The following is a 20,300-nucleotide window of genomic DNA, read 5'->3' as shown; positions in this document are numbered from 1 at the left end:
CCGTACCATCCCGGAACCGGCCGCCGTCCGGGCATCGTTGCGACGGAACTGGCGCATGTACCCGATGATGGCAGCGGGGTCTGACAATGCCCCGGGCCCCGGGCGCCCCCTTCGGCTCTTGGAGGCGCCCGGTCGTCGTTCGGCGCCGGTCAGGCGGCCGCGAACGCCCCCGCCCCGTGGACCCGTCCCGCGGCGGTCAGTGCCTCAGGGGTCAGCACGGACACCGGGGCCAGCACCCCGCACTGCAGGCAGGCCGGCCCGGTCGCCGGGGAGTCGGCGGACTCCGGCAGCCAGGCGAAGCGGGTGCCGGCGCACACCGGGCAGTCGCGGCGCGGCCGCCCCGTCTCCATCGCCACGATCATGCGGCGCAGGACCACCGCGAGACGGGCCGCGGGGTGCCGTTGCGGGGACTCGCACGGCACGATGTCGCAGCCGCCCCAGGTCCGGCGGTGCCATTCGTCGAGGGCGCCGGGCTGCCGGATGCCGTCGTGCTTCTCCTTGCGGCGCCGGGCGGCGAACTCCTCCTCGTACGCGAGCCAGAGAGAACGGGCCTCTTCCAGCTCGGTGAGCGCGGCCACCAGCCGCTCCGGATCCGGATCGCGGTCCTGGGTCGCGATACCGGCCCGGGTGCACAGATGGTGCCAGGTCGCCCGATGCCCGTAAGGGGCGAAGCGTTCAAGGCACTTGCGCAGGGCGGTGCGTCGCTGTGTCGCGACGAGTCGTGGATTGCGGACCTGTTCTGCGAGGGCTCTGAAACCGGCCATTTCATCCCACCTCCGTGGGGAGGACCCGACTGGACAGCGATGGGACGTAGCCGATCACCACCTGGATCCATCGAACTTTCGTGCGGTTTTTCTGGCAGTGTTCCGCGGTGTCCTGGCGTCCGCGGCCCGATCTCCCCAGGGAAGAGCAAAAGTTGACTGTTGTTCATCTTCCGGTCAGGGATAACCGCCGGTAACGTCCCGCCCGGCCTCCCTCAAGGGGACCCCCATCGAGGAGCAGGAATGCGACGACGTACCGGAAGGCTCAGGACCGCCGCCGCGGCCGCCCTGTTCGCCTTGGGTGCCACGCTCTTGGCACCGCCCCCCACCGCGGCCGCGGCCGCCGCACCGCAGGACGCCAACGACTACTGCCAGGGCCAGTGCGGCGACATCCTGCCGCCCGGCGCCACCGGCAACGCCACCCTGGTGGAGATCCTCGGCAACAAGCTGTTCGGCACCCACCCCGAGCACTCCACCGACCAACTCGCCCCGTACGGCGCGCTGGCGAGCGGCTATCAGTCGCTCACCGACGACACCCTCGGCAGCTTCTTCAACGACGCCTCCTTCGGCGTCCCCGCGGACCAGGCCGGCAAGGTCACCACGCCCCGCAACGATGTGACCATCACCCGCGACAAGAAGACCGGTGTCCCGCACATCAAGGGCACCACCCGCTACGGCACCGAATTCGGCGCCGGCTACGCCGCGGGCCAGGACCGGCTCTGGCTGATGGACCTCTTCCGCCACATCGGCCGCGGCGAACTGACCTCCTTCGCCGGCGGCGCGCTCGCCAACCAGGGCCTGGAGCAGCAGTTCTGGCCGCAGGCGCCGTACACCGAGGACGATCTGCAGGCCCAGGTCGAGCGCATCCGGGACACCAACGGCGAGCGCGGGAAACTGGCGATGCAGGACGCCCAGGCGTATGTCGACGGGATCAACGCCTACCGCGAACAGTCCAAGAACGGCCGCTACTTCCCCGGCGAGTACGTGCTCACCGGCCATGTCGACGCGATCACCAACGCCGGTGAGATCAAGCCCTTCAAGCTCACCGACCTGATAGCCCTGGCCTCGGTCGTCGGCGGGCTCTTCGGCAACGGCGGGGGCGGTGAGGTCCCCTCGGCCCTGGCGCTGCTCTCCGCCCAGCAGAAGTACGGCGTCGAGAAGGGCACCGAGGTCTGGGAGTCGTTCCGTGAGCGCGACGACCCCGAGGCCGCCAAGACCCTGCACGACGGCAGCAGCTTCCCGTACGCGGTGAAGCCCGCCAAGGCCAAGGGCGTGGCGCTGCCGGACCGCGGTTCGGTCACCCCCGAGCCCCTGGTCTTCGACCGCACCGGCGCGGCCACCGTCAAGAGCGGGACGCAGCCCCGCGATCCGGTCAAGGCCCCCAAGAAGTACAAGAAGCTGGAGGGCCTCTTCAAGGACGGGGTGCTGCCCAAGGGGAGCTTCGACCCGACCCAGCACCGCGGGATGTCCAACGCCCTGCTGGTGTCCGGCAAGCACACCGCGAGCGGCCACCCCGTCGCCGTCTTCGGCCCGCAGACCGGCTACTTCGCGCCCCAGCTGCTGATGCTCCAGGAGATCCAGGGACCCGGCATCAGCGCCCGCGGTGCCTCGTTCGCGGGCGTCGGAATGTACGTCCAGCTGGGCCGCGGCCAGGACTACTCCTGGAGCGCCACCTCCGCCGGCCAGGACATCACCGACACCTTCGCGGTCGAGCTGTGCAACGCGGACGGCTCGACGCCCACCAAGGACTCCGCCTCCTACCGCTACCGCGGCGCGTGCGTCCCCATGGAGAAGCTGGAGCGCACCAACTCCTGGAAGCCCACCATCGCCGACCCGACGGCGGCCGGCTCCTACCGGATGCAGGTCTTCCGGACCAAGTACGGGACCGTCACCCATCGCGCCACCCTCGACGGCAAGCCCGTCGCCTACACCGCACAGCGGTCCACCTACCGCCACGAGGCCGACTCGATCATCGGCTTCCAGATGTTGAACGACCCGTCCTACGTGCGGGACGCCAAGAGCTTCCAGCAGGCAGCCGAGCACATCGGCTACGCCTTCAACTGGTTCTACGCCGACTCCCGCGACATCGCGTACTACAACAGCGGCCTCAACCCGGTCCGCAACCCCGACGTCGATCCGTCCCTGCCCGTCAAGGCGGACGACGCCTACGAGTGGAAGGACTACGACCCCGAGACCAACACCACCGAGTACACCCCGTCCGCCCAGCACCCGCAGTCCGTCAACCAGGACTACTACATCTCCTGGAACAACAAGCAGGCCAAGGACTACGACTCGGCGGGCTACGGCAACGGCTCGGTGCACCGCGGCAATCTGCTGGACGACCGGGTGCGGGCGCTGACGAAGGACGGCGGGGTGACCCGGGCGTCGCTGACCCGCGCCATGTCCGAGGCCGCGGTCACCGATCTGCGCGGTGAGGACGTGCTGCCCGAACTCCTGCGGGTGGTGAACAGCAAGCCGGTCACCGACCCGAAGCTGAAGACGGCGGTGCAGCAGCTGGAGGCCTGGCGCAAGGACGGTGCCCAGCGCCGGGAGACCGCCGCGGGCTCGCACACCTACACCCACCCCGACGCGGTACGCCTCATGGACGCCTGGTGGCCGCTGATGACGGAGGCCGTCTTCAAGCCGGGCCTCGGCGGCGACCTCTACGACGCGCTGCGCGCCAACCTCGGCATCGACGAATCACCGTCGGCCGGCCACGGCCCGACCGGGGCGCACGCCGGATCGGCCTTCCAGTACGGCTGGTGGAGCTACGCGGACAAGGACCTGCGGGCGGTGCTCGGCGACAAGGTGGCGGGCCCGCTCGGCCGGCAGTACTGCGGCAACGGTGAACTGTCCGCCTGCCGCGACACCCTGCTGGCCACGCTCCAGCAGGCGAGCGGAAAGACGGCCGAGCAGGTCTACCCCGGCGATGACAGCTGCAAGGCCGGCGACCAGTGGTGCGCGGACGCGATCATCCACCGCACGGTGGGCGGTCTGACCCACGCCACCATCAGCTGGCAGAACCGGCCGACCTATCAGCAGGTCGTGGAGTTCCCGGCCCACCGTTAGACGGAAGGCGCCATTACGAAGGCCCCGGGGCGGCCGGCCCCGGGGCCTTCGTGCGTGCCCGCCCGGTGCCTGAGCGCTTCAACTCCCGTGCCGGGCGCCCCGGCTGCCCTCGGGGTGGCTTTCCCTTGGGGGTATGCTGCAGGGTTCTGAACTCCAGGGGATGGGAAAGCGAGGCATGGCCTTGTCAGGTCCGCAGCAGTATCCGACGGAGCTGCTGGACACCACCATGGACCAGCTGCGCACACTGATCGTCGTCCACGAGGCGGGCACCGCGCTGGGCGCCGCGCGCCGGCTGGGCCGCGAGCAGTCCAGCGTGCAGAAGCAACTGGACACCATGAACCGCACCTTCGCCGCGCTGTGCGGCGAGGAGCTGGTCCTCAAGCAGGGGCGGGGGAGGGATGCCCTGTTCACCGCGACCGGGGAGGCGCTCGTCGAGCTGGCGCGGCGCACGCTGGGGGAGTGGACGGACGGGGTGCACGACGCCCGCCGCCGGCTCGGCCGGACGCTCTCGGTCGGCACCACCCGCTATACGCTCGGCTTTCTGCTGGACGCGGTGGAACGGGTCACCGAGGACTATGAGCGCGACGACGTCGAGCTGAAGGTCACCCATGTCCGCACCGGCGACCTCTTCACCAAACTGCGCTCCAAGGAACTCGACCTGGTCTGCGGCAGCGTGGTGGTCACCGAGGCCGACGAAGCGGAGCTGCTGGCTCCGTACGAGGTCATGGAGTGGCGGCGCAGCGGGCTCTCCCTGCTGACGAATCTGCCGCCGGAGCGGCTCCCGGGCACCTCCTTCGCCGCCCGGGACCTGCCCCGGCTGCCGCTGGTCGTCTCGGCGCGCGGTCTGATCGGCCGCTTCCTGACCGCCTGGTACGGCCCCGAATACCGGCAGAAGCTCTCCATCGCGGCCGAGATCGAGGCCGCGCACTACGGCTTCGAGCTGCTGCGGTCCGGGGTGGTGAGCGGGGCGATGCTGGTCACCCGGGGCATCGGGGAGGCGGCAGCGGACGGCCGCCTCCCGGAGGCCGGCGGGCTGCGCACCCTGGAACTCGTCGGCGAGGTGGGCCCCAGGACCGAGGTGCTGGTCGGCGTCTTCACCCGCCGCGGCGAGCGGGACTCCTACGCCCCCGGCCACCCCCTCAACCTCCTGTGGGACGCACTGTCCCGGGAGAGCGGGCGGTGGTGGCTGAGCTCGTGAGCGTGCGGGGCCGAATGAGCCTCAGACGAGGTCCCGCTCCCGGGTCTCCGGCAGTGCCAGGACGCACAGCAGCGAGACGACCGCCATCGCGCTGACGTACCAGCCCACCGACGCCGAGCCGTACGCCGACTGGAGCCGGGTGGCGACCAGCGGAGCCACCGCGCCGCCCAGGACGCCGCCCAGGTTGTAGGCCAGTGAGGCGCCCGAGTACCGCACCCGCGCGCTGAACAGCTCCGGCAGATAGGCGCCCATCGGGCCGTACACCACACCCATGCAGAACAGCGCGCCGCCGATGCCGAGGGCGATCAGCACCGGCTGTCCGGTGTCCAGCAGCGGGAAGAGCACCAGGCCCCACACCGCCGAGAGGACGGTGCCGGCGAGGATCAGGGTGCGGCGGCCGGCGCCGTCGGAGCGGGTGGCGGCGAGCCAGGTGCCGGCCGCCAGGAAGAGGCAGGCGACGAGGGAGAGCCCCAGCATGGTGTTGCGGGAGATGCCGAGGGTGCCGGTGGCGTAGGAGAGGCAGTAGGTCGTCGCGGTGTAGAAGAGGCCGTAGGCGACGATCATCCCGCCCGCGCCCAGCAGCAGTTCGCGCGGATGCCGGCGCAGTACCTCGACGGTGGGGACCTTGCTCGCCTCCTGGGCGTCCAGCACCTTGGTGAACACCGGCGTCTCACTGATCTTCAGGCGTACGAACAGCCCGACGCCGACCAGCAGGAACGACAGCAGGAACGGCACCCGCCAGCCCCACGAGCGGAACGCCGCGTCGTCGAGCCCGGACGACAGCAGCCAGAAGACCCCGGTCGCCGCCAGGAACCCCACGGACGGGCCGAGTTGGGGGAACGCCGCATACAACCCGCGGCGCCGGCGCGGCGCATGCTCGACCGCGAGCAGCGCGGCACCGCCCCACTCCCCGCCCAGCCCGATGCCCTGCAGAAAACGCAGCGCGATCAGCAGCAGCGGCGCCCAGATGCCCCATGTCCCGTAGCCCGGGAGCAGCCCGACGAAGGCCGTCGACAGCCCCATCAGCAGCAGCGACGCGACCAGGACGGACTTACGGCCCACCCGGTCGCCGAAGTGGCCGAAAATCATCGAGCCGAGCGGCCGCGCGGCGAACGCCACCGCATAGGTGGAGAAGGACGCGAGGGTGGCGTTGACCGGATCGAGCGTCGGGAAGAACGCCTGGTTGAGGACGAGCGCGGCGGCCGTCCCGTAGATGTAGAAGTCGTAGAACTCGATGGCCGTCCCGATGAACGAGGCCACCGCCACCCGGCGCAGGCTCTCGCCGCCGCTGGTCCCGTCGGTCTTCGTCGGCGCCCCGGCCGTTGTCTGCGCTGCTGTCGCGTCACTGCTCACCAGCGCACTTTCCGGCTCGGTGTAGGGGCCAGTCAAGAGGCGAGACGGCCTGTCCCGGTTCCTGGGACCGGGACAGGCCCCGCCGCCGCGACCGCCCCAACGCCCTTACGGGTACCGCAGATACCGCCGCCGCACCGTACGGAAGCCCTTCAGGCCCTCCTGCCAGGCGGCCACGATCTCGTCCGGTCCGGCGCCCGCGTCGATCATCGTCCGTACCGCCGACGAGCCGGTGAGGCGGTCGATGCCGTGGTCCGGGCGCCAGGTGAAGCCCGGCCAGACCCGTTTCGCGGTCACCAGGAGGCCGATGCCGGTGCGTACGGGGTCGAAGGCCGCGCGGTCGTGGACGTGCAGTTGGACGCCGCCGATCGTCTTGCCCTGGAACTTGGAGAAGGTGGGGGCGAAGTAGGCCTCCCTGAAGTGGACACCGGGCAGGCCCAGTTCGGTGGCGGCAGCGGCCCAGCGACGGTCGATGCCGTCGGCGCCCAGCAGCTCGAAGGGGCGGGTGGTGCCGCGTCCCTCGGAGAGGTTGGTGCCCTCGAAGAGGCAGGTGCCGGAGTAGACGAGGGCGGTGTCGGGGGTGGGCATGTTGGGGCTCGGGGGGACCCAGGGCAGCCCGGTGGCGTCGTAGAAGTCGGTGCGTCGCCAGCCGGTCATGCGGACCGTTTCCAGCTCCACCGGGCGCCCGGCGGCCTCGGGGACGAACTCGCCGTTGAACAGCAGCGCCAGCTCCGCCACGGTCATCCCGTGCGTCTGCGCGATCGGCTCCCGGCCGACGAACGAGGCATACGCCTTGTCGAGCACCGGGCCGGTGGCCGAGCGGCCGGTGACCGGGTTCGGCCGGTCGAGGACCATGAAGCGCTTGCCTGCCAGGACCGCGGCCACCATGCAGTCGTACAGCGTCCAGATGTAGGTGTAGAAGCGGGCGCCGACGTCCTGGATGTCGAAGACGACGGTGTCCACACCGGAGGCGGTGAAGATGTCGGCGAGTGCTTTGCCGCTCTTGTTGTAGGTGTCGTAGACGGGCAGTCCGGTGGCCGGATCGTCGTAGCGGCCCTCGGAGCCGCCTGCCTGCGCGGTGCCCCGGAAGCCGTGCTCGGGGCCGAAGACGGCGGTCAGCCGCACCCGGTCGTCGGCGTGCATCACATCCACGATGTGCCGCAACTCCCGGGTGACGCCGGTGGGGTTGGTGACGATGCCGACCCGCCGGCCGGTCAGGAGGCGGTAGCCGTCGGCGGCCAGCCGGTCGAAGCCGGTGTGCACCCGCCGCCCGCCGCCGTGCGCCGGCTGCGCGGCACGGGCGGGCCCGGCCCCCGCGGCCAGGGCCGCACCGGCCGCACCGGCCGCTCCGGTCGCCGCCAGTTGCCCGAGCAGAACGCGTCTCGACAGAGCCATCCGCACACCTCCGTGATCAGGAATCAACCGGGTCCGTGTCGTGCGCACGCTAGCCGGGCCGGTGGGATCCCGGAATGGGGCGGGCCGAAGGCGGAAAGGACTCTTCCGTCAGGACATACCGACTGGTTAGTCTGCCGTCAGCCGAACCGACCCGACCGAGGGAGATCCAGCGTGGCAGCCGTACGGGACAAGACCGTTGTCGTGACCGGGGCGGGCGGGGGGATCGGCGCCGCGCTGGCCCGCCGGTTCGCCGCCGAGGGCGCCCGGGTCGTGGTCAACGATCTGGACGAGGCGAAGGCGAAGCGGACCGCCGACGAGATCGGGGCGGTCGCGGTCGCCGGTGACGCCTCCACCGTCGTCCCGGCGGCCCGCGAGGCGCTCGGCGGCGGTATCGACATCTTCTGCGCCAACGCCGGGGTCGGCACCGGCGGCGGGCCCGAGGCGCCCGAGGAGGACTGGGCGCTGGCCTGGGACGTCAATGTCATGGCACACGTCCGGGCCGCCCGTGAGCTGGTGCCCGAGTGGCTGGAGCGCGGCAGCGGCCGCTTCATCTCCACGGTGTCCGCCGCCGGTCTGCTCACCATGGTCGCCGCCGCCCCGTACAGCGTCACCAAGCACGGTGCGTACGCCTTCGCCGAGTGGCTCTCGCTGACCTACCGGCACCGCGGCATCGACGTCCACGCCATCTGCCCCCAGGGCGTCCGCACCGACATGCTGGCCGCGACCGGCGCCGCCGGGGACCTCGTGCTCACCCCCACCGCCGTGGAGCCCGAGGACGTCGCCGAGGCGCTCTTCGCGGCCATGGCGGAGGGCCGCTTCCTGGTCCTGCCGCATGCGGAGGTCGCGGACTACTACACCGCGCGCGCCGCCGAACCCGACCGCTGGCTCGGCGGGATGAACCACCTGCAGCAGAAGCTGGAGCAGGTCGAGGGCCGCTCCTAGACGGGCGGGGTGGCCGCCCGGCCGGGCCCGGTCCGCCACCCCGCCTCACCCCAGCCGTTTCCCCGCAGGGATGATCAGGCGATCAGGAAGAAAGGGCCGCACCTCGATGACCTCCTACCAGGACAAGCCGTGGCTGGCACAGCTCACCGATGCCCAGCGCGCCCCCGTGCAGCCGCCCCCCTCGACGCTGCACGCCTTCCGGGCGGCGGTGGGCCGGGTCCCCGACCGTACGGCCCTCGCCTACTTCGACGGCCGGCTGACCTACGCCGAGACCGACGCGCTCTCCGACGGCGTCGCCGCCCACCTCACCGAGCGCGGCTTCCGGCGCGGCGACCGGGCCGCGGTCATGCTGCAGAACACCCCGCACTTCGTGCTCGCCCTGCTCGGCGTGTGGAAGGCGGGAGGCGTGGTGGTGCCCGTCAACCCCATGTACAAGTCCGCCGAAATGCGGCACATCCTGGACGATGCGGAGGTTTCCGCCGTCATCTGCGCGGACCGCACCTGGGACGGCTTTCTGCGCGTCACCGCCGCCGGGGCGCCGTCCGTACGGATCGTGCTCACCGCTCACGAGCGGGATCTGCAGACCCGCGACGACCAGCGGGTGCTGCACGGCGAGCGGCTCGGGCCGCAGCAGGACGCCGACGATCTGCTGACCGTCGCCCGCACGACCGGGAAGATACGGGTGGCGCCCGACGACCCCGAGCTCACCGCTGACGACCTCGCGCTGATCAGCTACACCTCCGGCACCAGCGGCACGCCCAAGGGCGCCACCAACACCCACGGCAACATCACCTACAACGCCGAACGCCAGCGCACCGGCCTGGGTCTCCCCGAAGGCGCCTCCTACTTCGCGCTCGCCCCGCTCTTCCACATCACCGGCATGGTCTGCCAGCTGGCGGCCTGTATCGCCAACCAGGGCACCCTGGTGCTCGCCTACCGCTTCGAGGCGGGTGTCGTCCTGGATGCCTTCCTGGAGCACCGCCCCGCCTACACGGTCGGCCCCTCGACCGCCTATATGGCGCTGATGGCCCACCCCGAGGTCACCCGCGACCACTTCGCGTCCTTCCGGACCATGTCCTCCGGCGGCGCGCCGCTGCCGCCCGCTCTCGTCGAGAAGTTCCGTACCGGTTTCGGGCCATATGTCCACAATGGCTACGGGCTGACCGAGTGCACCGCGCCCTGCGCCAGCGTCCCGCCGGGCAGGGAAGTGCCGGTCGACAAGGTCTCCGGCACGCTCGCCGTCGGTGTCCCCGGCCCCGACACCGTCGTCCGGATCATCGGCGAGGACGGCCGGGACCTGCCGTTCGGTGAGCAGGGCGAGATCGCGGTCCGCGGCCCCCAGGTCGTCCCCGGCTACTGGCGCCGCCCCGACGCCACCGCCGAGGGCCTGCCGGACGGCGAGCTGCGGACCGGTGACATCGGCTTCATGGACAGCGACGGCTGGCTCTATGTCGTCGACCGCAAGAAGGACATGATCAACGCCTCCGGCTTCAAGGTGTGGCCCCGCGAGGTCGAGGACGTCCTCTACAGCCACCCGGCGGTGCGCGAGGCGGCGGTGGTCGGCGTGCCCGACGCCTACCGCGGCGAGACGGTGAAGGCGTACGTCAGCCTGCGGCCCGGCGCCTCCACGGAACCCGCCGAGCTGGCCGCCTACTGCAAGGAACGGCTGGCGGCGTACAAATATCCCCGTGCGGTGGAGATCCTGGCCGAGCTTCCGAAGACCACGAGTGGCAAGATCCTCCGACGGGAGCTGCGCCACCGCGCATGACTAAGCACGAAGGACAGGTGAGGGCGATGGCCGGCACGAAGGACGGCAATGGCAACGGCGGTGCGAAGCCGGTGGCCCAGCGGCTGCTGGCCACCGCCACCAGGCTCTTCGCGGAGCAGGGCTACGACCGCACCTCCGTCCAGGAGATCGTCGATGCGGCGGGCGTGACCAAGGGCGCCCTCTACCACTACTTCGGCTCCAAGGACGATCTGCTGCACGAGGTCTACGGCCGGGTCCTGCGGCTCCAGCAGGAGCGGCTGGACCACTTCGCGGACGCCGACGCGCCGGTGGAGCAGCGGCTGCGGGACGCCGCCGCCGATGTCGTCGTCACCACCATCGAGAACCTCGACGACACCAAGATCTTCTTCCGCTCGATGCACCACCTCGCACCGGAGAAGGACAAGCAGGTACGCGCCGAGCGGCGGCGGTACCACGAGCGGTTCCGGGCGCTGATCGAGGAGGGCCAGCGCACCGGCGTGTTCGCCGCGGACATCCCCGCCGACCTCGTCGTGGACTACCACTTCGGCTCCGTGCACCACCTGGGCACCTGGTACCGCGAGAACGGGCCGCTCAGCCCGCAGCAGGTCGCGGACCACCTCGCCGATCTGCTGCTGCGCGCCTTGCGGCCGTGAGCCACTACGTTGGGGTGCGGCGCCGGGCCGCACCCCGGCGCCGCCCGGCACCCGGGCCCACCGGGGCTTGACCGCATCCCCGGGAATTTGTTGGATTGCGAGCAAGACCAGTGGGCATGCGCCCCGGGGCGATGAGACTCAGGGGCGGTCGCGGTCAGGGGCTGTCCTCATCCGGGACCCGTAACTTAAGGTGCGGATAGTACTGATAGCTACCGATGTGGGTGCCCTTTGCCTGAAGTGACACTGTTTCTCCGGGAGTACGCACGGACGAGCCGGGAGGTGGGGGCGATCGCTCCCAGCGGCCCCCGGCTCGGCAGGGCCCTCACCCGCTATGTGATCCCCAGCCCCGGCAGCGCCCGCACGGTCCTTGAGGTGGGGCCGGGCACCGGGGCGGTGACCCGCCATATCGCCGGCTCGCTCGGCCGGCTGGACACCCTCGACCTGGTCGAGGCCAACCCGCGCTTCGTCGACCTGTTGCAAGGTGCCTACGGCGGCGACCCGCGGCTGCGGTTCCGCACCGGCCTGGTGCAGGACCATGACCTCGGCACCTACGACACGATCGTCTGCGGTCTGCCGTTCGCCAACTTCGACGCACCGACGACCGCGGACATCTTCGACCGGCTGCTCGGGGCCCTGAAGCCCGGCGGCACCCTGTCCTTCTTCGGCTATGTGGGAGGGGCGAGGATGCGCCGCACGTTCACCGGGCGAGCGGCCCGTGAACACGTCCTCGACGGGCAGAACACCCTGCGCCGGATATTGGACCGGCACACCTTCCGTACGGAACTGGTGCTGGGCAACCTGCCGCCGGCCCGGGTGCATCACCTGGCGCCGGTCAGTGCCCCCGTTCAGGCGGCGTGAGATCGCGCTCACGTCCACCGGGCGACGCCCTCCGGCGCTCGGCGGGCCGGGCGTCACCGCCTCGCCCGTACGGTCCCGGGCGCCACACCCTTGACCGGGGTGCCGGCGCCCGGGTTCCGTCGACGGCGGCCGGCCGGCTCCGGCTCCGGCCGTCGGGCACGTTCTACAGGTAGCGCTTCAACTCCCGGCGCGCCAGCGACCGTTGGTGCACCTCGTCCGGGCCGTCCGCCAGCTTCAGTGTGCGGGCCCCGGCCCACAGCTCGGCCAGCGGGAAGTCCTGGCTGACGCCGCCCGCACCGTGCAGCTGGACCGCCTTGTCGAGGATGTCCACGACGGTGCGCGGGGTGGCGATCTTGATGGACTGGATCTCGGTGTGCGCGCCCTTGTTGCCGACGGTGTCCATCAGCCAGGCGGTCTTCAGCACCAGCAGCCGCAGCTGCTCCACCGCCACCCGGGCGTCCGCGATCCACTCCTGGACCACGCCCTGCTGGGCCAGCGGCTTGCCGAACGCCGTACGCGTCACCGCGCGGCGGCACATCAGCTCGATGGCGCGCTCGGCCATCCCGATCAGCCGCATGCAGTGGTGGATCCGGCCCGGGCCCAGCCGGGCCTGCGCGATGGCGAAACCGCCGCCCTCCTCGCCGATCAGACTGCTCGCCGGCACCCGTACGTCATGGAAGATCACCTCGGCGTGGCCACCGTGCCAGTGGTCCTCGTAGCCGTAGACCTGCATCGCCCGCTTGACCTCGACACCGGGGGTGTCCCGGGGCACCAGGATCATCGACTGCTGGCGGCGCAGGTCCGGACCGTCCGGGTCGGTCTTGCCCATCACGATGAAGACCTGGCACAGCGGGTTCATCGCGCCGGAGATGTACCACTTACGCCCGTTGATGACGTAGTCTCCCCCACTCTCGGCTCCGCTCGAGCGGGAGGTGCCCCCATCATCCCGCGCGATGTGGGTCTCGATGTTGGTGGCGTCCGACGAGGCCACCTCCGGCTCGGTCATCGCGAACGCCGAGCGGATCTCGCCCGCCAGCAGCGGCTCCAGCCACTGCTTCTTCTGCGCCTCGCTGCCGAACTGCGTCAGCACCTCCATGTTGCCGGTGTCCGGCGCCGCACAGTTCAGCGCGGTGGGTGCCAACTGCGGGCTGTGGCCGGTGATTTCGGCCAGCGGCGCGTACTGGAGGTTCGTCAGCCCGGCACCGTACTCCTCGTCGGGAAGGAAGAGGTTCCACAGTCCCTGCTTACGGGCCTCGGCCTTCAGCTCCTCGACGATCGGCGGGGTGTCCCACGGCGAGGCGAGCGCGGCCCGCTGCTCATGGGCGGTCTGCTCGGCCGGGTGGACATGCTCGTCCATGAAGGTCAGGAGCTTCTCGCGGAGCTCCTCCGTGCGGGCGTCGAATGCGAAGTCCATGGGTGCCTCAGCCTTCCTTGAGGGTGGTGAGTCCGCTGTCGATGAAGACGGGGACGAGCTCGCCGATCCGGTCGAACCCGGCGCCGACGGTCTGGCCGAGCGTGAAGCGGTAGTGGATGCCTTCGAGGATCACGGCGAGCTTGAACCAGGCGAACGCCGTGTACCAGGCGATGGCGGAGGTGTCCCGCCCGGACCGGGCGGCATAGCGCTCGATCAGCTCGGCCGGTGCGGGGTGTCCGGGGGCGCCGCTGGTGGTGCTGACCGGTGAGCCGGGCAGATTCAGGTCCGTGCTGTACATCGCCAGCAGCCCGAGGTCGGTCAGCGGGTCCCCGAGCGTGGACATCTCCCAGTCGAGGACGGCCTTGAGGGTGTCGTCGGCCCCGATCAGGACGTTGTCGAGGCGGTAGTCGCCGTGCACGACGGCCGGCGCGGGTGAGGCGGGCAGCGCCCGGCCCAGTGCCTCGTGCAGCTCGTCGATGCCCGGCAGCTCGCGGTTCTTCGACGCGGTCAACTGCTTGCCCCAGCGCCGCAGTTGGCGCTCCAGGAAACCGTCGGGGCGGCCGAAGTCACCGAGTCCGACCGCCTCCGGCTCCACCGCGTGCAGCTCCACGAGCGTGTCGACCAGGGACAGCACCACGGCGCGGGTGCGCTCCGGGCCGAGCGGCGCGAGCTGCCCGGCGGTGCGGTACGGGGTGCCCTCGACCAGCTCCATCACATAGAAGGGCGCGCCGATGACCGACTCGTCCGCACACAGCAGCAGCGCCTCGGGCACCGGTACCGGTGTCTCGTGCAGCGCGCTGATGACGCGGTGCTCGCGCTGCATGTCGTGGGCGGTGGCCAGCACATGGCCGAGCGGCGGCCGGCGGACGACCCAGGAGGCGGCGCCGTCGGTGACGCGGTAGGTGAGATTGGACCGCCCGCCCTCGATCAGCTGTGCGCGCAGCGGGCCGCCGGCCAGCCCCGGCCGCTCGCGGTCGAGGTGCTCACGCAATCGTGTCAGGTCGAGGCCGGGAGGGTCCTCCCGGTCCCGGTCCTGCGGGGGAGGGGTGCCCTTGCTCATCGTGCTCCTCCGTACGGAGTGGACGGTCCATAGGTCGCTGGCACGATCATGCCGACTAGTCGGTATGGCGTCCAGTGCCGGAGCGTGGGGCGTCGGTCACGCGAAGGTTTTCCGCCGTACCGGAAGCCCCGGCCTGCCCCTCGTGGACCACACCGCCCGGTTCCTCTCCCGGACCACGGGCCCGGCTCAGGCGTGACAGGACATCGGCACTCCGCCGTTCAGCACCGCCATATCGGCGAATGCGGCCATCGGGTCGAGCGGGACGCCCGGGGCGGCGCCGGCCAGCTCCGCGTAGGCCCGGTGCAGATTCGCCACCAGCCGCTCGCTCTCGGCCAGCTCGGCGAACGGGCCGAGATCCGCCTCCTGGGCCGTCTCCAGCGGGGTGCGCCCGGCCGCCCGGCCCTCCTGCGCCAGCCGGCCGACGAACCGGAGATAGCGCTCGATCCCGTCGTAGACCTCGGGGCCGGTCACCGGACCGTGCCCGGGGACGACGGTGACCGCGTCCAGGGCCCGCAGCGTCCGCACCGCGCGCAGCGAGCCGGCCAGCGACCCCATGAGGAGGAACGGTGTGCCGCCGTGGAAGACCAGATCGCCGGCGAAGACGATGCGCTCCCGGGGCAGCCAGACGACGGTGTCGCCGGTGGTGTGCGCGACGCCCGGGTGGATCAGTCGGACCTCGATCTCGCCGACGTGCAGGGTCAGCTCGTCGGTGTAGGTGACCTCGGGCGGGGTGAGGTGGATGTCGCCGTACTCCACCTCCGGCCAGACGGCGTGGAGTTGATGGCCGGCGGCCAGCAGTTCGCGGCGGCAGGAGGCGTGCCCGATCACCGTCGCCTCGGGCGCGAAGACACCGTTGCCGTAGGTGTGGTCGCCGTGGTGGTGGGTGTTGACCACGGTGCGGGGCGCCGGGGCGCCACTCTCCGTGATCCGCTGCCGCAGCAGGCGCGCCCGGCGCTCGGTGGCGGCGGTGTCCACGACCAGGGTGGCGTCCCCGTCGGTGACGAAGCCCGCGTTGTTCAGGCACCAGCCGCCGTCCGGCTGGATGAACGCATGGACTCCGGCGGCCAGTTCGGTGAGGTAGGGCTCGGGGACGGGGGACCCGGCCGCGGGCGGCGGGGCCGCGGGGGTCCCGGCGCCGGGCGGTTCCGTGGCGTCCGGCCCGGTCGCGCCGGGGCCGGTGCTCCGTGCCGCCGACGGTGTGGCCGAGGTCCGCGCCGCCTTGCGCGGTGCCGTCGCGTCGTCCATGCGGGTGTGCCCTTCGTCCGATGGCCCGTCACTTCCCCGCTGCCGGGCCGGGCACGGGGCCCGCCCGGTGAGCGCGAGGGTCGTGTCACGGTACCTCCGCCGCCCGCCCCCGGGGCGCGCCGTCCCCCGCGTCAGTGCCCCGGCGTCAGTGCCCCGGCATCAGGATCACCGCGCCGCACAGCGCCAGCGCCAGGGTGCAGCCGACCAGCAGCAGTACGGTCCGCGGGGGCAGCGCCGGCGGGCGGCCGGCGGCCATCGCCCGCATCCGGCGGTGGGCAAGGACCACGAAGGCCATCCACAGCAGCCCCATCAGGACCGCCAGCACCACCTCGACCGGCCCCGGGGCGTCGCTCCGCAGCAGCTGGCGGCCGGCCAGCACCGCCATCACGGTGGCCGACAGCGTGGTACGCCGCCACGCCAGCCGGGTCCGCTCCGGCTGCAGCCCGGGGTCCCGGTCGGAAGCCGGACGCGGCGCTCCCGCGCCCGGCAGCGGTCCGTCGGCCATCGGCTAGTCGGTCCGGCCCAGCAGCACCAGCACGACCATCGCCACCGCCAGGACACCGACCCCCAGCGCCAGCGCGCTGGGGAAGCGGGTGACCGGCAGATCCTCGCCGCGCCGCATCGCACGCTCACAGCGCACCCAGTGGTTGACGGCCCGCAGCGCACACAGCGCACCGCCCACCAGCAGGACGACGGTGAAGGTCAGCCGCAGCGTCTCGTGCAGCCGGGGCAGGAACTGGTCCACCGCGAAACCGCCGCCGACCAGCGCCAGCCCGGTCCGCAGCCAGGCGAGAAAGGTGCGCTCATTGGCGAGCGAGAAGCGGTAGTCGGGGGTCACCCCCTCCTCGTGGACCCGCGCGGGCGAGATCCACAGCCGTACGGCCGCGCCGACCGACCGCAGTCCACCGGAGGGGATCATGGCCGAAACCCCAGGGTCCGTCCGGCCCCTCGTACCGGCCCCGGCTCCCGTCCGGTCCCGTACACCAGCGGCATCAGATCTCCCCCGCCTCCCGCCGGGCGAGCAGCTGCCGGTAGGCGGCCATCCCGTCCGGCGTCCACGGCCACTCGTCGAGCCGCCGGATCAGCTCCTCCTCGGGCAGGAAAGCGGACCAGTCGATCTCCGACTCCTGCGGGGCCACCGGCAGTGTGCAGCGCACCTGGTAGACCGCGGACCACCAGGTGTGCTCGGCGGTCTCGTAGAGGAACTTGAACAGCGGCTCGGGCGGCGCCAGTCCCTGCACGCCCAGTTCCTCCTCGGCCTCGCGCAGCGCCGCCTGGTCATAGGTCTCGCCGGTGCCGACGACCCCGCCCACGAACATGTCGTAGTGCGAGGGGAAGACGAGCTTCCGCGGAGTGCGGCGGTGCACGAAGATCCGGTCCTCGGCGTCCCGGACCAGGACGAAGGCGCAGCGGGTGCGCATCCGGCGGGCGTAGGTCTCGCCGCGTGGGGCCTGTCCCACGACCTGATCGTTCTCATCGACGACGTCGAGGACCTCGTCCGCGTTGAGCGGTTGCTGATCGGTCATGGAGCCATGCAATCACCGCGGGCGGGGGCCGCACCCGCCGGGGCGGGGGCGGGCGACGAGCCGGGCCGAGGGGCGGGACGCGAGGAAGGCCCGGACGGGGGAGCGGCCGTGGGCCGGACGGGGGAGTGGAGGCGGGCGGCGACGAGCCGGCGCGCCGCGCGAGATGCCGCTCCGGAGCGGCCGCGTCAGCGCGGCTGCAGCTCCCGTGCGTTCTCCCGCTGCCCGGCCCCCGGCGGCATCGCCGGATGGGTGCCGATCAGCACGATGCCCGCGACGACCGCCACGATCCCGATGATTTCCCAGGCCAGCGCCCCGGGCGTCACCCGCAGCTGGTCACCGAGGAACCCCACCCCGCACAGGATTCCGGCCAGCGGCTGGGCGGCGGTCAGCGCGGGCAGCGACAGCCGCAGCGGCGCCGACTCGAAGGCGCTCTGCACCAGCACCAGCGCCAGCACCCCGAGCACGACGATGGCGTACGGCTGCCAGCTGATGAGCAGGGCCGACCATCCGCCGCTGCCGAAGCGCTCACCGCTGATCCGGGTCAGCGCGTCCTGGAGCCCGTAGATCAGTCCCGCGGCGACGCCCAGGAGCGCGGCCTCCAGGCTCACATGCACCCGCTCCCGCTTGGCGATCGCCGCCAGCAGCAGGGCGGTGCCCAGCACCAGGCCCATGATCAGCCACTGCCACATCGGATCGGCGTTGCTGCGCCCGCCCTCCGGCTGCCCGGCCACGATGAAGGCCGTCACGCCGCCCGCCAGCAGCCACAGCCCGGCCCAGCCGCTCCGGCCGAGCCGCTGCCGGGTCAGCCGCCGTGACAGCGCCATCGCGAACAGCAGATTGGTCGCCAGCAGGGGCTCCACGAGGGTGATGTCGCCCATCCCCAGCGCCACCGCGCCGAGCGCCATCCCGATCACCATCAGACCGATACCGGCCAGCCACAGCGGCATCCGCACCAGGTCGAGCAGCAGGCGTACGGACAGGAAGTCCTTCATCGGGGCGTGTTGCGCCGCGGCCTGCTGAAACACGAAGCCGAGTCCCAGGCAGCAGGCCGCTCCAAGGGCGAGCAATATCACCGTCACGTCGCACCTCGTATCGCGCGGGGTGGGGGATGCGCCTGAGGATAGTCATCCGGCGTCGGGCGTGGCGTGGCCCTGGTCACCCACCATTCTCCCGCGTGCCTCGATGTACCACCCGGTAACACCGTGGTTGACGCGGCAGTCGGGTGCGCTGAGGATCGTTCCACCACTGCGGCCGGGGCGCCCGGAGTGCCCCGTTGAGGAGAGCAGAGATGGCGTACGACGCTGATGTGATCGTGATCGGAGCGGGGCTTGCGGGTCTGGCGGCCACCGCGGAGCTGGTGGACGCCGGACGCAAGGTGATCCTGCTCGACCAGGAGCCCGAGCAGTCCCTCGGCGGACAGGCGCACTGGTCCTTCGGCGGTCTGTTCCTGGTGGACTCCCCCGAGCAGCGCCGGCTGCGGATCCGCGACAGCCATGCGCTGGCCTGGCAGGACTGGCTGGGCACGGCCGGCTTTGACCGGCCCGAGGACCACTGGCCGCGCAAATGGGCCGAGGCCTATGTCGATTTCGCGGCCGGGGAGAAACGTTCCTGGCTGCACCGGCAGGGCGTCCGGCTCTTCCCCGTCGTCGGCTGGGCCGAGCGCGGCGGCTATGACGCGACCGGGCACGGCAACTCCGTCCCCCGCTTCCACATCACCTGGGGCACCGGGCCGGGTCTGGTCGCCCCGTTCGTGCGCCGGGTACGGGCCGGGGCCGCCCGCGGCCTGGTGGAGCTGCGCTTCCGCCACCGGGTGACCGGGCTGGCGCGCAGCGCGGGGAGCGTGGACACCGTCAGCGGCGAGATACTGGAGCCCTCGGACGTCGAGCGCGGCCGGCCCAGCAGCCGTGAGGTGGCCGGTGCCTTCGAGCTCAGGGCCCAGGCCGTGATCGTCACCTCGGGCGGTATCGGCGGCAACCACGAGCTGGTGCGCGCCAACTGGCCGAAGCGGCTCGGCACGCCCCCGCGGCGGATGCTGTCCGGGGTCCCGGCGCATGTGGACGGCAAGATGCTGGGCATCGCCGAGGCGGCAGGCGGCCGGATCATCAACCGTGACCGGATGTGGCACTACACCGAGGGCATCGACAACTGGAACCCCATCTGGCCGCTGCACGGCATCCGGATCCTGTCCGGTCCGTCCCCGCTGTGGCTCGACGCCCGCGGAAAGCGGCTGCCGGTGCCGCTGTTCCCCGGCTTCGACACCCTCGGCACGCTCGAACACATCATGCGGACCGGCCATGATCACACCTGGTTCGTGCTCACCCAGAAGATCATCGAGAAGGAGTTCACCCTCTCCGGCTCGGAGCAGAACCCGGATCTGACCGGCAAGAGCATCCGTGAGGTGCTGGGGCGGGCCAGGGCCGGTGCGCCGGGCCCGGTACGGGCGTTCATGGAGCACGGCGCGGACTTCATCGTCGAGCGTTCGCTGACGGATCTGGTGCGGCGGATGAACGAGCTGACCGAAACGCCGCTGATCGCGGAGGAGGCGCTGCGCGGCGAGATCGTCGCGCGCGACCGCGAGATCGCCCACCCCTTCACCAAGGACCTCCAGGTGACGGCGATCCGCGGGGCCCGTAAGTACCTGGGCGACCGGCTGATCCGCACCGCGGCGCCGCACCGGATTCTCGACCCCAAGGCGGGCCCGCTGATCGCCGTACGGCTGAACATCCTCACCCGCAAGACGCTCGGCGGTCTGGAGACCGACCTCTCCTCACGGGTGCTGGCCGACGGCGGGGAGCCGCTTCCGGGCGTGTACGCGGCGGGCGAGGCGGCCGGGTTCGGCGGCGGCGGAGTGCACGGCTACCGCTCGCTGGAGGGCACCTTCCTCGGCGGCTGTCTCTTCTCCGGACGTACGGCGGGGCGGGCGGCGGCCCGTGCGGTGTCCTGACGGGGGAGACGGGGGAGACGGGGGCACGGACGGGAGCGCGGAGGAGACGGGCGGCGCGGGGCAGCGGAGGGTGCGCGGCCCCGCGCCGCATTCCGGTGGCCGGCCGCTCAATACCGTGATACGGAAGGGGGGTTGGCG

The 20,300-nt window shown here is 71.8% G+C and carries 17 protein-coding genes; 7 read left to right on the top strand and 10 right to left on the bottom strand.

The window, feature by feature from the left end:
* Positions 1–149 precede the first annotated feature (149 nt).
* Positions 150–764 carry a hypothetical protein gene (locus tag NUT86_RS09825; protein ID WP_093647903.1) on the bottom strand — a complete coding sequence of 205 codons (615 nt, stop codon included), beginning with the start codon at positions 762–764 and terminating at the stop codon, positions 150–152.
* Between the two features lie 240 nt (positions 765–1,004).
* Here NUT86_RS09825 and NUT86_RS09820 point away from each other — a divergent pair, with 240 nt between their 5' ends.
* Both NUT86_RS09820 and NUT86_RS09815 read left to right on the top strand, forming a co-directional pair.
* The gene (locus NUT86_RS09820) at positions 1,005–3,830 is read left to right on the top strand and encodes a penicillin acylase family protein (RefSeq protein WP_274734715.1); all 2,826 of its coding nucleotides are present in this window, start codon (positions 1,005–1,007) and stop codon (positions 3,828–3,830) included.
* Positions 3,831–4,005: 175 nt separating this feature from the next.
* Positions 4,006–5,028, top strand: a complete 1,023-nt coding sequence (locus tag NUT86_RS09815) for a LysR family transcriptional regulator (RefSeq protein ID WP_274734714.1) — start codon at positions 4,006–4,008, stop codon at positions 5,026–5,028.
* Positions 5,029–5,049: 21 nt separating this feature from the next.
* On the opposite strand, the gene NUT86_RS09810 is transcribed toward NUT86_RS09815, so the two are convergent.
* Complete coding sequence (locus NUT86_RS09810; protein WP_229838447.1) at positions 5,050–6,381, bottom strand: MFS transporter; 1,332 nt, start codon at positions 6,379–6,381, stop codon at positions 5,050–5,052.
* A 105-nt stretch (positions 6,382–6,486) separates the two neighbouring features.
* Positions 6,487–7,773: an exo-beta-N-acetylmuramidase NamZ family protein gene (locus tag NUT86_RS09805; RefSeq protein WP_274734713.1), complete on the bottom strand. Its 1,287-nt coding sequence runs from the start codon at positions 7,771–7,773 to the stop codon at positions 6,487–6,489.
* Positions 7,774–7,944: 171 nt separating this feature from the next.
* Between NUT86_RS09805 and NUT86_RS09800 the strand changes: the two genes are divergently transcribed.
* From NUT86_RS09800 to NUT86_RS09785, 4 genes are all read left to right on the top strand, one after another.
* Entirely contained in the window at positions 7,945–8,715 is a 771-nt protein-coding gene (locus NUT86_RS09800; protein WP_274734712.1) for an SDR family oxidoreductase, read from the top strand.
* A 106-nt stretch (positions 8,716–8,821) separates the two neighbouring features.
* Positions 8,822–10,483 (top strand): AMP-binding protein, encoded by a 1,662-nt coding sequence (locus tag NUT86_RS09795; RefSeq protein ID WP_274734711.1) that lies wholly within the window; start codon positions 8,822–8,824, stop codon positions 10,481–10,483.
* A gap of 26 nt (positions 10,484–10,509) precedes the next feature.
* Entirely contained in the window at positions 10,510–11,115 is a 606-nt protein-coding gene (locus NUT86_RS09790; RefSeq protein WP_093647893.1) for a TetR/AcrR family transcriptional regulator, read from the top strand.
* Positions 11,116–11,352: 237 nt separating this feature from the next.
* Positions 11,353–11,973, top strand: coding sequence for a class I SAM-dependent methyltransferase (locus tag NUT86_RS09785; RefSeq protein WP_018087841.1), 621 nt, complete (start codon positions 11,353–11,355; stop codon positions 11,971–11,973).
* A gap of 163 nt (positions 11,974–12,136) precedes the next feature.
* Here the strand turns inward: NUT86_RS09785 and NUT86_RS09780 are convergent, their stop codons facing one another.
* From NUT86_RS09780 to NUT86_RS09750, 7 genes are all read right to left on the bottom strand, one after another.
* Complete coding sequence (locus NUT86_RS09780) at positions 12,137–13,387, bottom strand: acyl-CoA dehydrogenase family protein (protein ID WP_274734710.1); 1,251 nt, start codon at positions 13,385–13,387, stop codon at positions 12,137–12,139.
* 7 nt (positions 13,388–13,394) lie between these two features.
* Positions 13,395–14,447, bottom strand: a complete 1,053-nt coding sequence (locus NUT86_RS09775; RefSeq protein WP_274734709.1) for a phosphotransferase family protein — start codon at positions 14,445–14,447, stop codon at positions 13,395–13,397.
* Between the two features lie 186 nt (positions 14,448–14,633).
* Positions 14,634–15,692 carry an MBL fold metallo-hydrolase gene (locus NUT86_RS09770; protein ID WP_274734708.1) on the bottom strand — a complete coding sequence of 353 codons (1,059 nt, stop codon included), beginning with the start codon at positions 15,690–15,692 and terminating at the stop codon, positions 14,634–14,636.
* 145 nt (positions 15,693–15,837) lie between these two features.
* Positions 15,838–16,197 carry a DUF202 domain-containing protein gene (locus tag NUT86_RS09765; RefSeq protein WP_274734707.1) on the bottom strand — a complete coding sequence of 120 codons (360 nt, stop codon included), beginning with the start codon at positions 16,195–16,197 and terminating at the stop codon, positions 15,838–15,840.
* Positions 16,198–16,200: 3 nt separating this feature from the next.
* Positions 16,201–16,611 carry a YidH family protein gene (locus NUT86_RS09760; RefSeq protein ID WP_018087836.1) on the bottom strand — a complete coding sequence of 137 codons (411 nt, stop codon included), beginning with the start codon at positions 16,609–16,611 and terminating at the stop codon, positions 16,201–16,203.
* Positions 16,612–16,684: 73 nt separating this feature from the next.
* On the bottom strand, positions 16,685–17,218 hold the full coding sequence (locus tag NUT86_RS09755; RefSeq protein ID WP_148593454.1) for an NUDIX hydrolase: 534 nt from the start codon (positions 17,216–17,218) through the stop codon (positions 16,685–16,687).
* A gap of 185 nt (positions 17,219–17,403) precedes the next feature.
* Complete coding sequence (locus NUT86_RS09750) at positions 17,404–18,297, bottom strand: DMT family transporter (RefSeq protein WP_274734706.1); 894 nt, start codon at positions 18,295–18,297, stop codon at positions 17,404–17,406.
* A 209-nt stretch (positions 18,298–18,506) separates the two neighbouring features.
* Here NUT86_RS09750 and NUT86_RS09745 point away from each other — a divergent pair, with 209 nt between their 5' ends.
* Positions 18,507–20,162: an FAD-binding dehydrogenase gene (locus NUT86_RS09745; protein ID WP_159490078.1), complete on the top strand. Its 1,656-nt coding sequence runs from the start codon at positions 18,507–18,509 to the stop codon at positions 20,160–20,162.
* Positions 20,163–20,300: the final 138 nt, after the last annotated feature.

Origin of the sequence: Streptomyces sp. G7(2002), assembly GCF_028870195.1 — a bacterium.
GTDB lineage: Bacteria > Actinomycetota > Actinomycetes > Streptomycetales > Streptomycetaceae > Streptomyces > Streptomyces nigrescens.
This window is presented reverse-complemented; position numbering and strand designations above follow the sequence as displayed.

Coding starts and splice junctions, on each gene's coding strand:
- NUT86_RS09775 (WP_274734709.1), bottom strand. CDS start 14,447: ATGAGCAAGGGCACCCCTCCCCCGCAGGACCGGGACCGGGAGGACCCT.
- NUT86_RS09780 (WP_274734710.1), bottom strand. CDS start 13,387: ATGGACTTCGCATTCGACGCCCGCACGGAGGAGCTCCGCGAGAAGCTC.
- NUT86_RS09755 (WP_148593454.1), bottom strand. CDS start 17,218: ATGACCGATCAGCAACCGCTCAACGCGGACGAGGTCCTCGACGTCGTC.
- NUT86_RS09745 (WP_159490078.1), top strand. CDS start 18,507: ATGGCGTACGACGCTGATGTGATCGTGATCGGAGCGGGGCTTGCGGGT.
- NUT86_RS09815 (WP_274734714.1), top strand. CDS start 4,006: ATGGCCTTGTCAGGTCCGCAGCAGTATCCGACGGAGCTGCTGGACACC.
- NUT86_RS09825 (WP_093647903.1), bottom strand. CDS start 764: ATGGCCGGTTTCAGAGCCCTCGCAGAACAGGTCCGCAATCCACGACTC.
- NUT86_RS09765 (WP_274734707.1), bottom strand. CDS start 16,197: ATGGCCGACGGACCGCTGCCGGGCGCGGGAGCGCCGCGTCCGGCTTCC.
- NUT86_RS09820 (WP_274734715.1), top strand. CDS start 1,005: ATGCGACGACGTACCGGAAGGCTCAGGACCGCCGCCGCGGCCGCCCTG.
- NUT86_RS09790 (WP_093647893.1), top strand. CDS start 10,510: ATGGCCGGCACGAAGGACGGCAATGGCAACGGCGGTGCGAAGCCGGTG.
- NUT86_RS09795 (WP_274734711.1), top strand. CDS start 8,822: ATGACCTCCTACCAGGACAAGCCGTGGCTGGCACAGCTCACCGATGCC.
- NUT86_RS09760 (WP_018087836.1), bottom strand. CDS start 16,611: ATGATCCCCTCCGGTGGACTGCGGTCGGTCGGCGCGGCCGTACGGCTG.
- NUT86_RS09805 (WP_274734713.1), bottom strand. CDS start 7,773: ATGGCTCTGTCGAGACGCGTTCTGCTCGGGCAACTGGCGGCGACCGGA.
- NUT86_RS09770 (WP_274734708.1), bottom strand. CDS start 15,692: ATGGACGACGCGACGGCACCGCGCAAGGCGGCGCGGACCTCGGCCACA.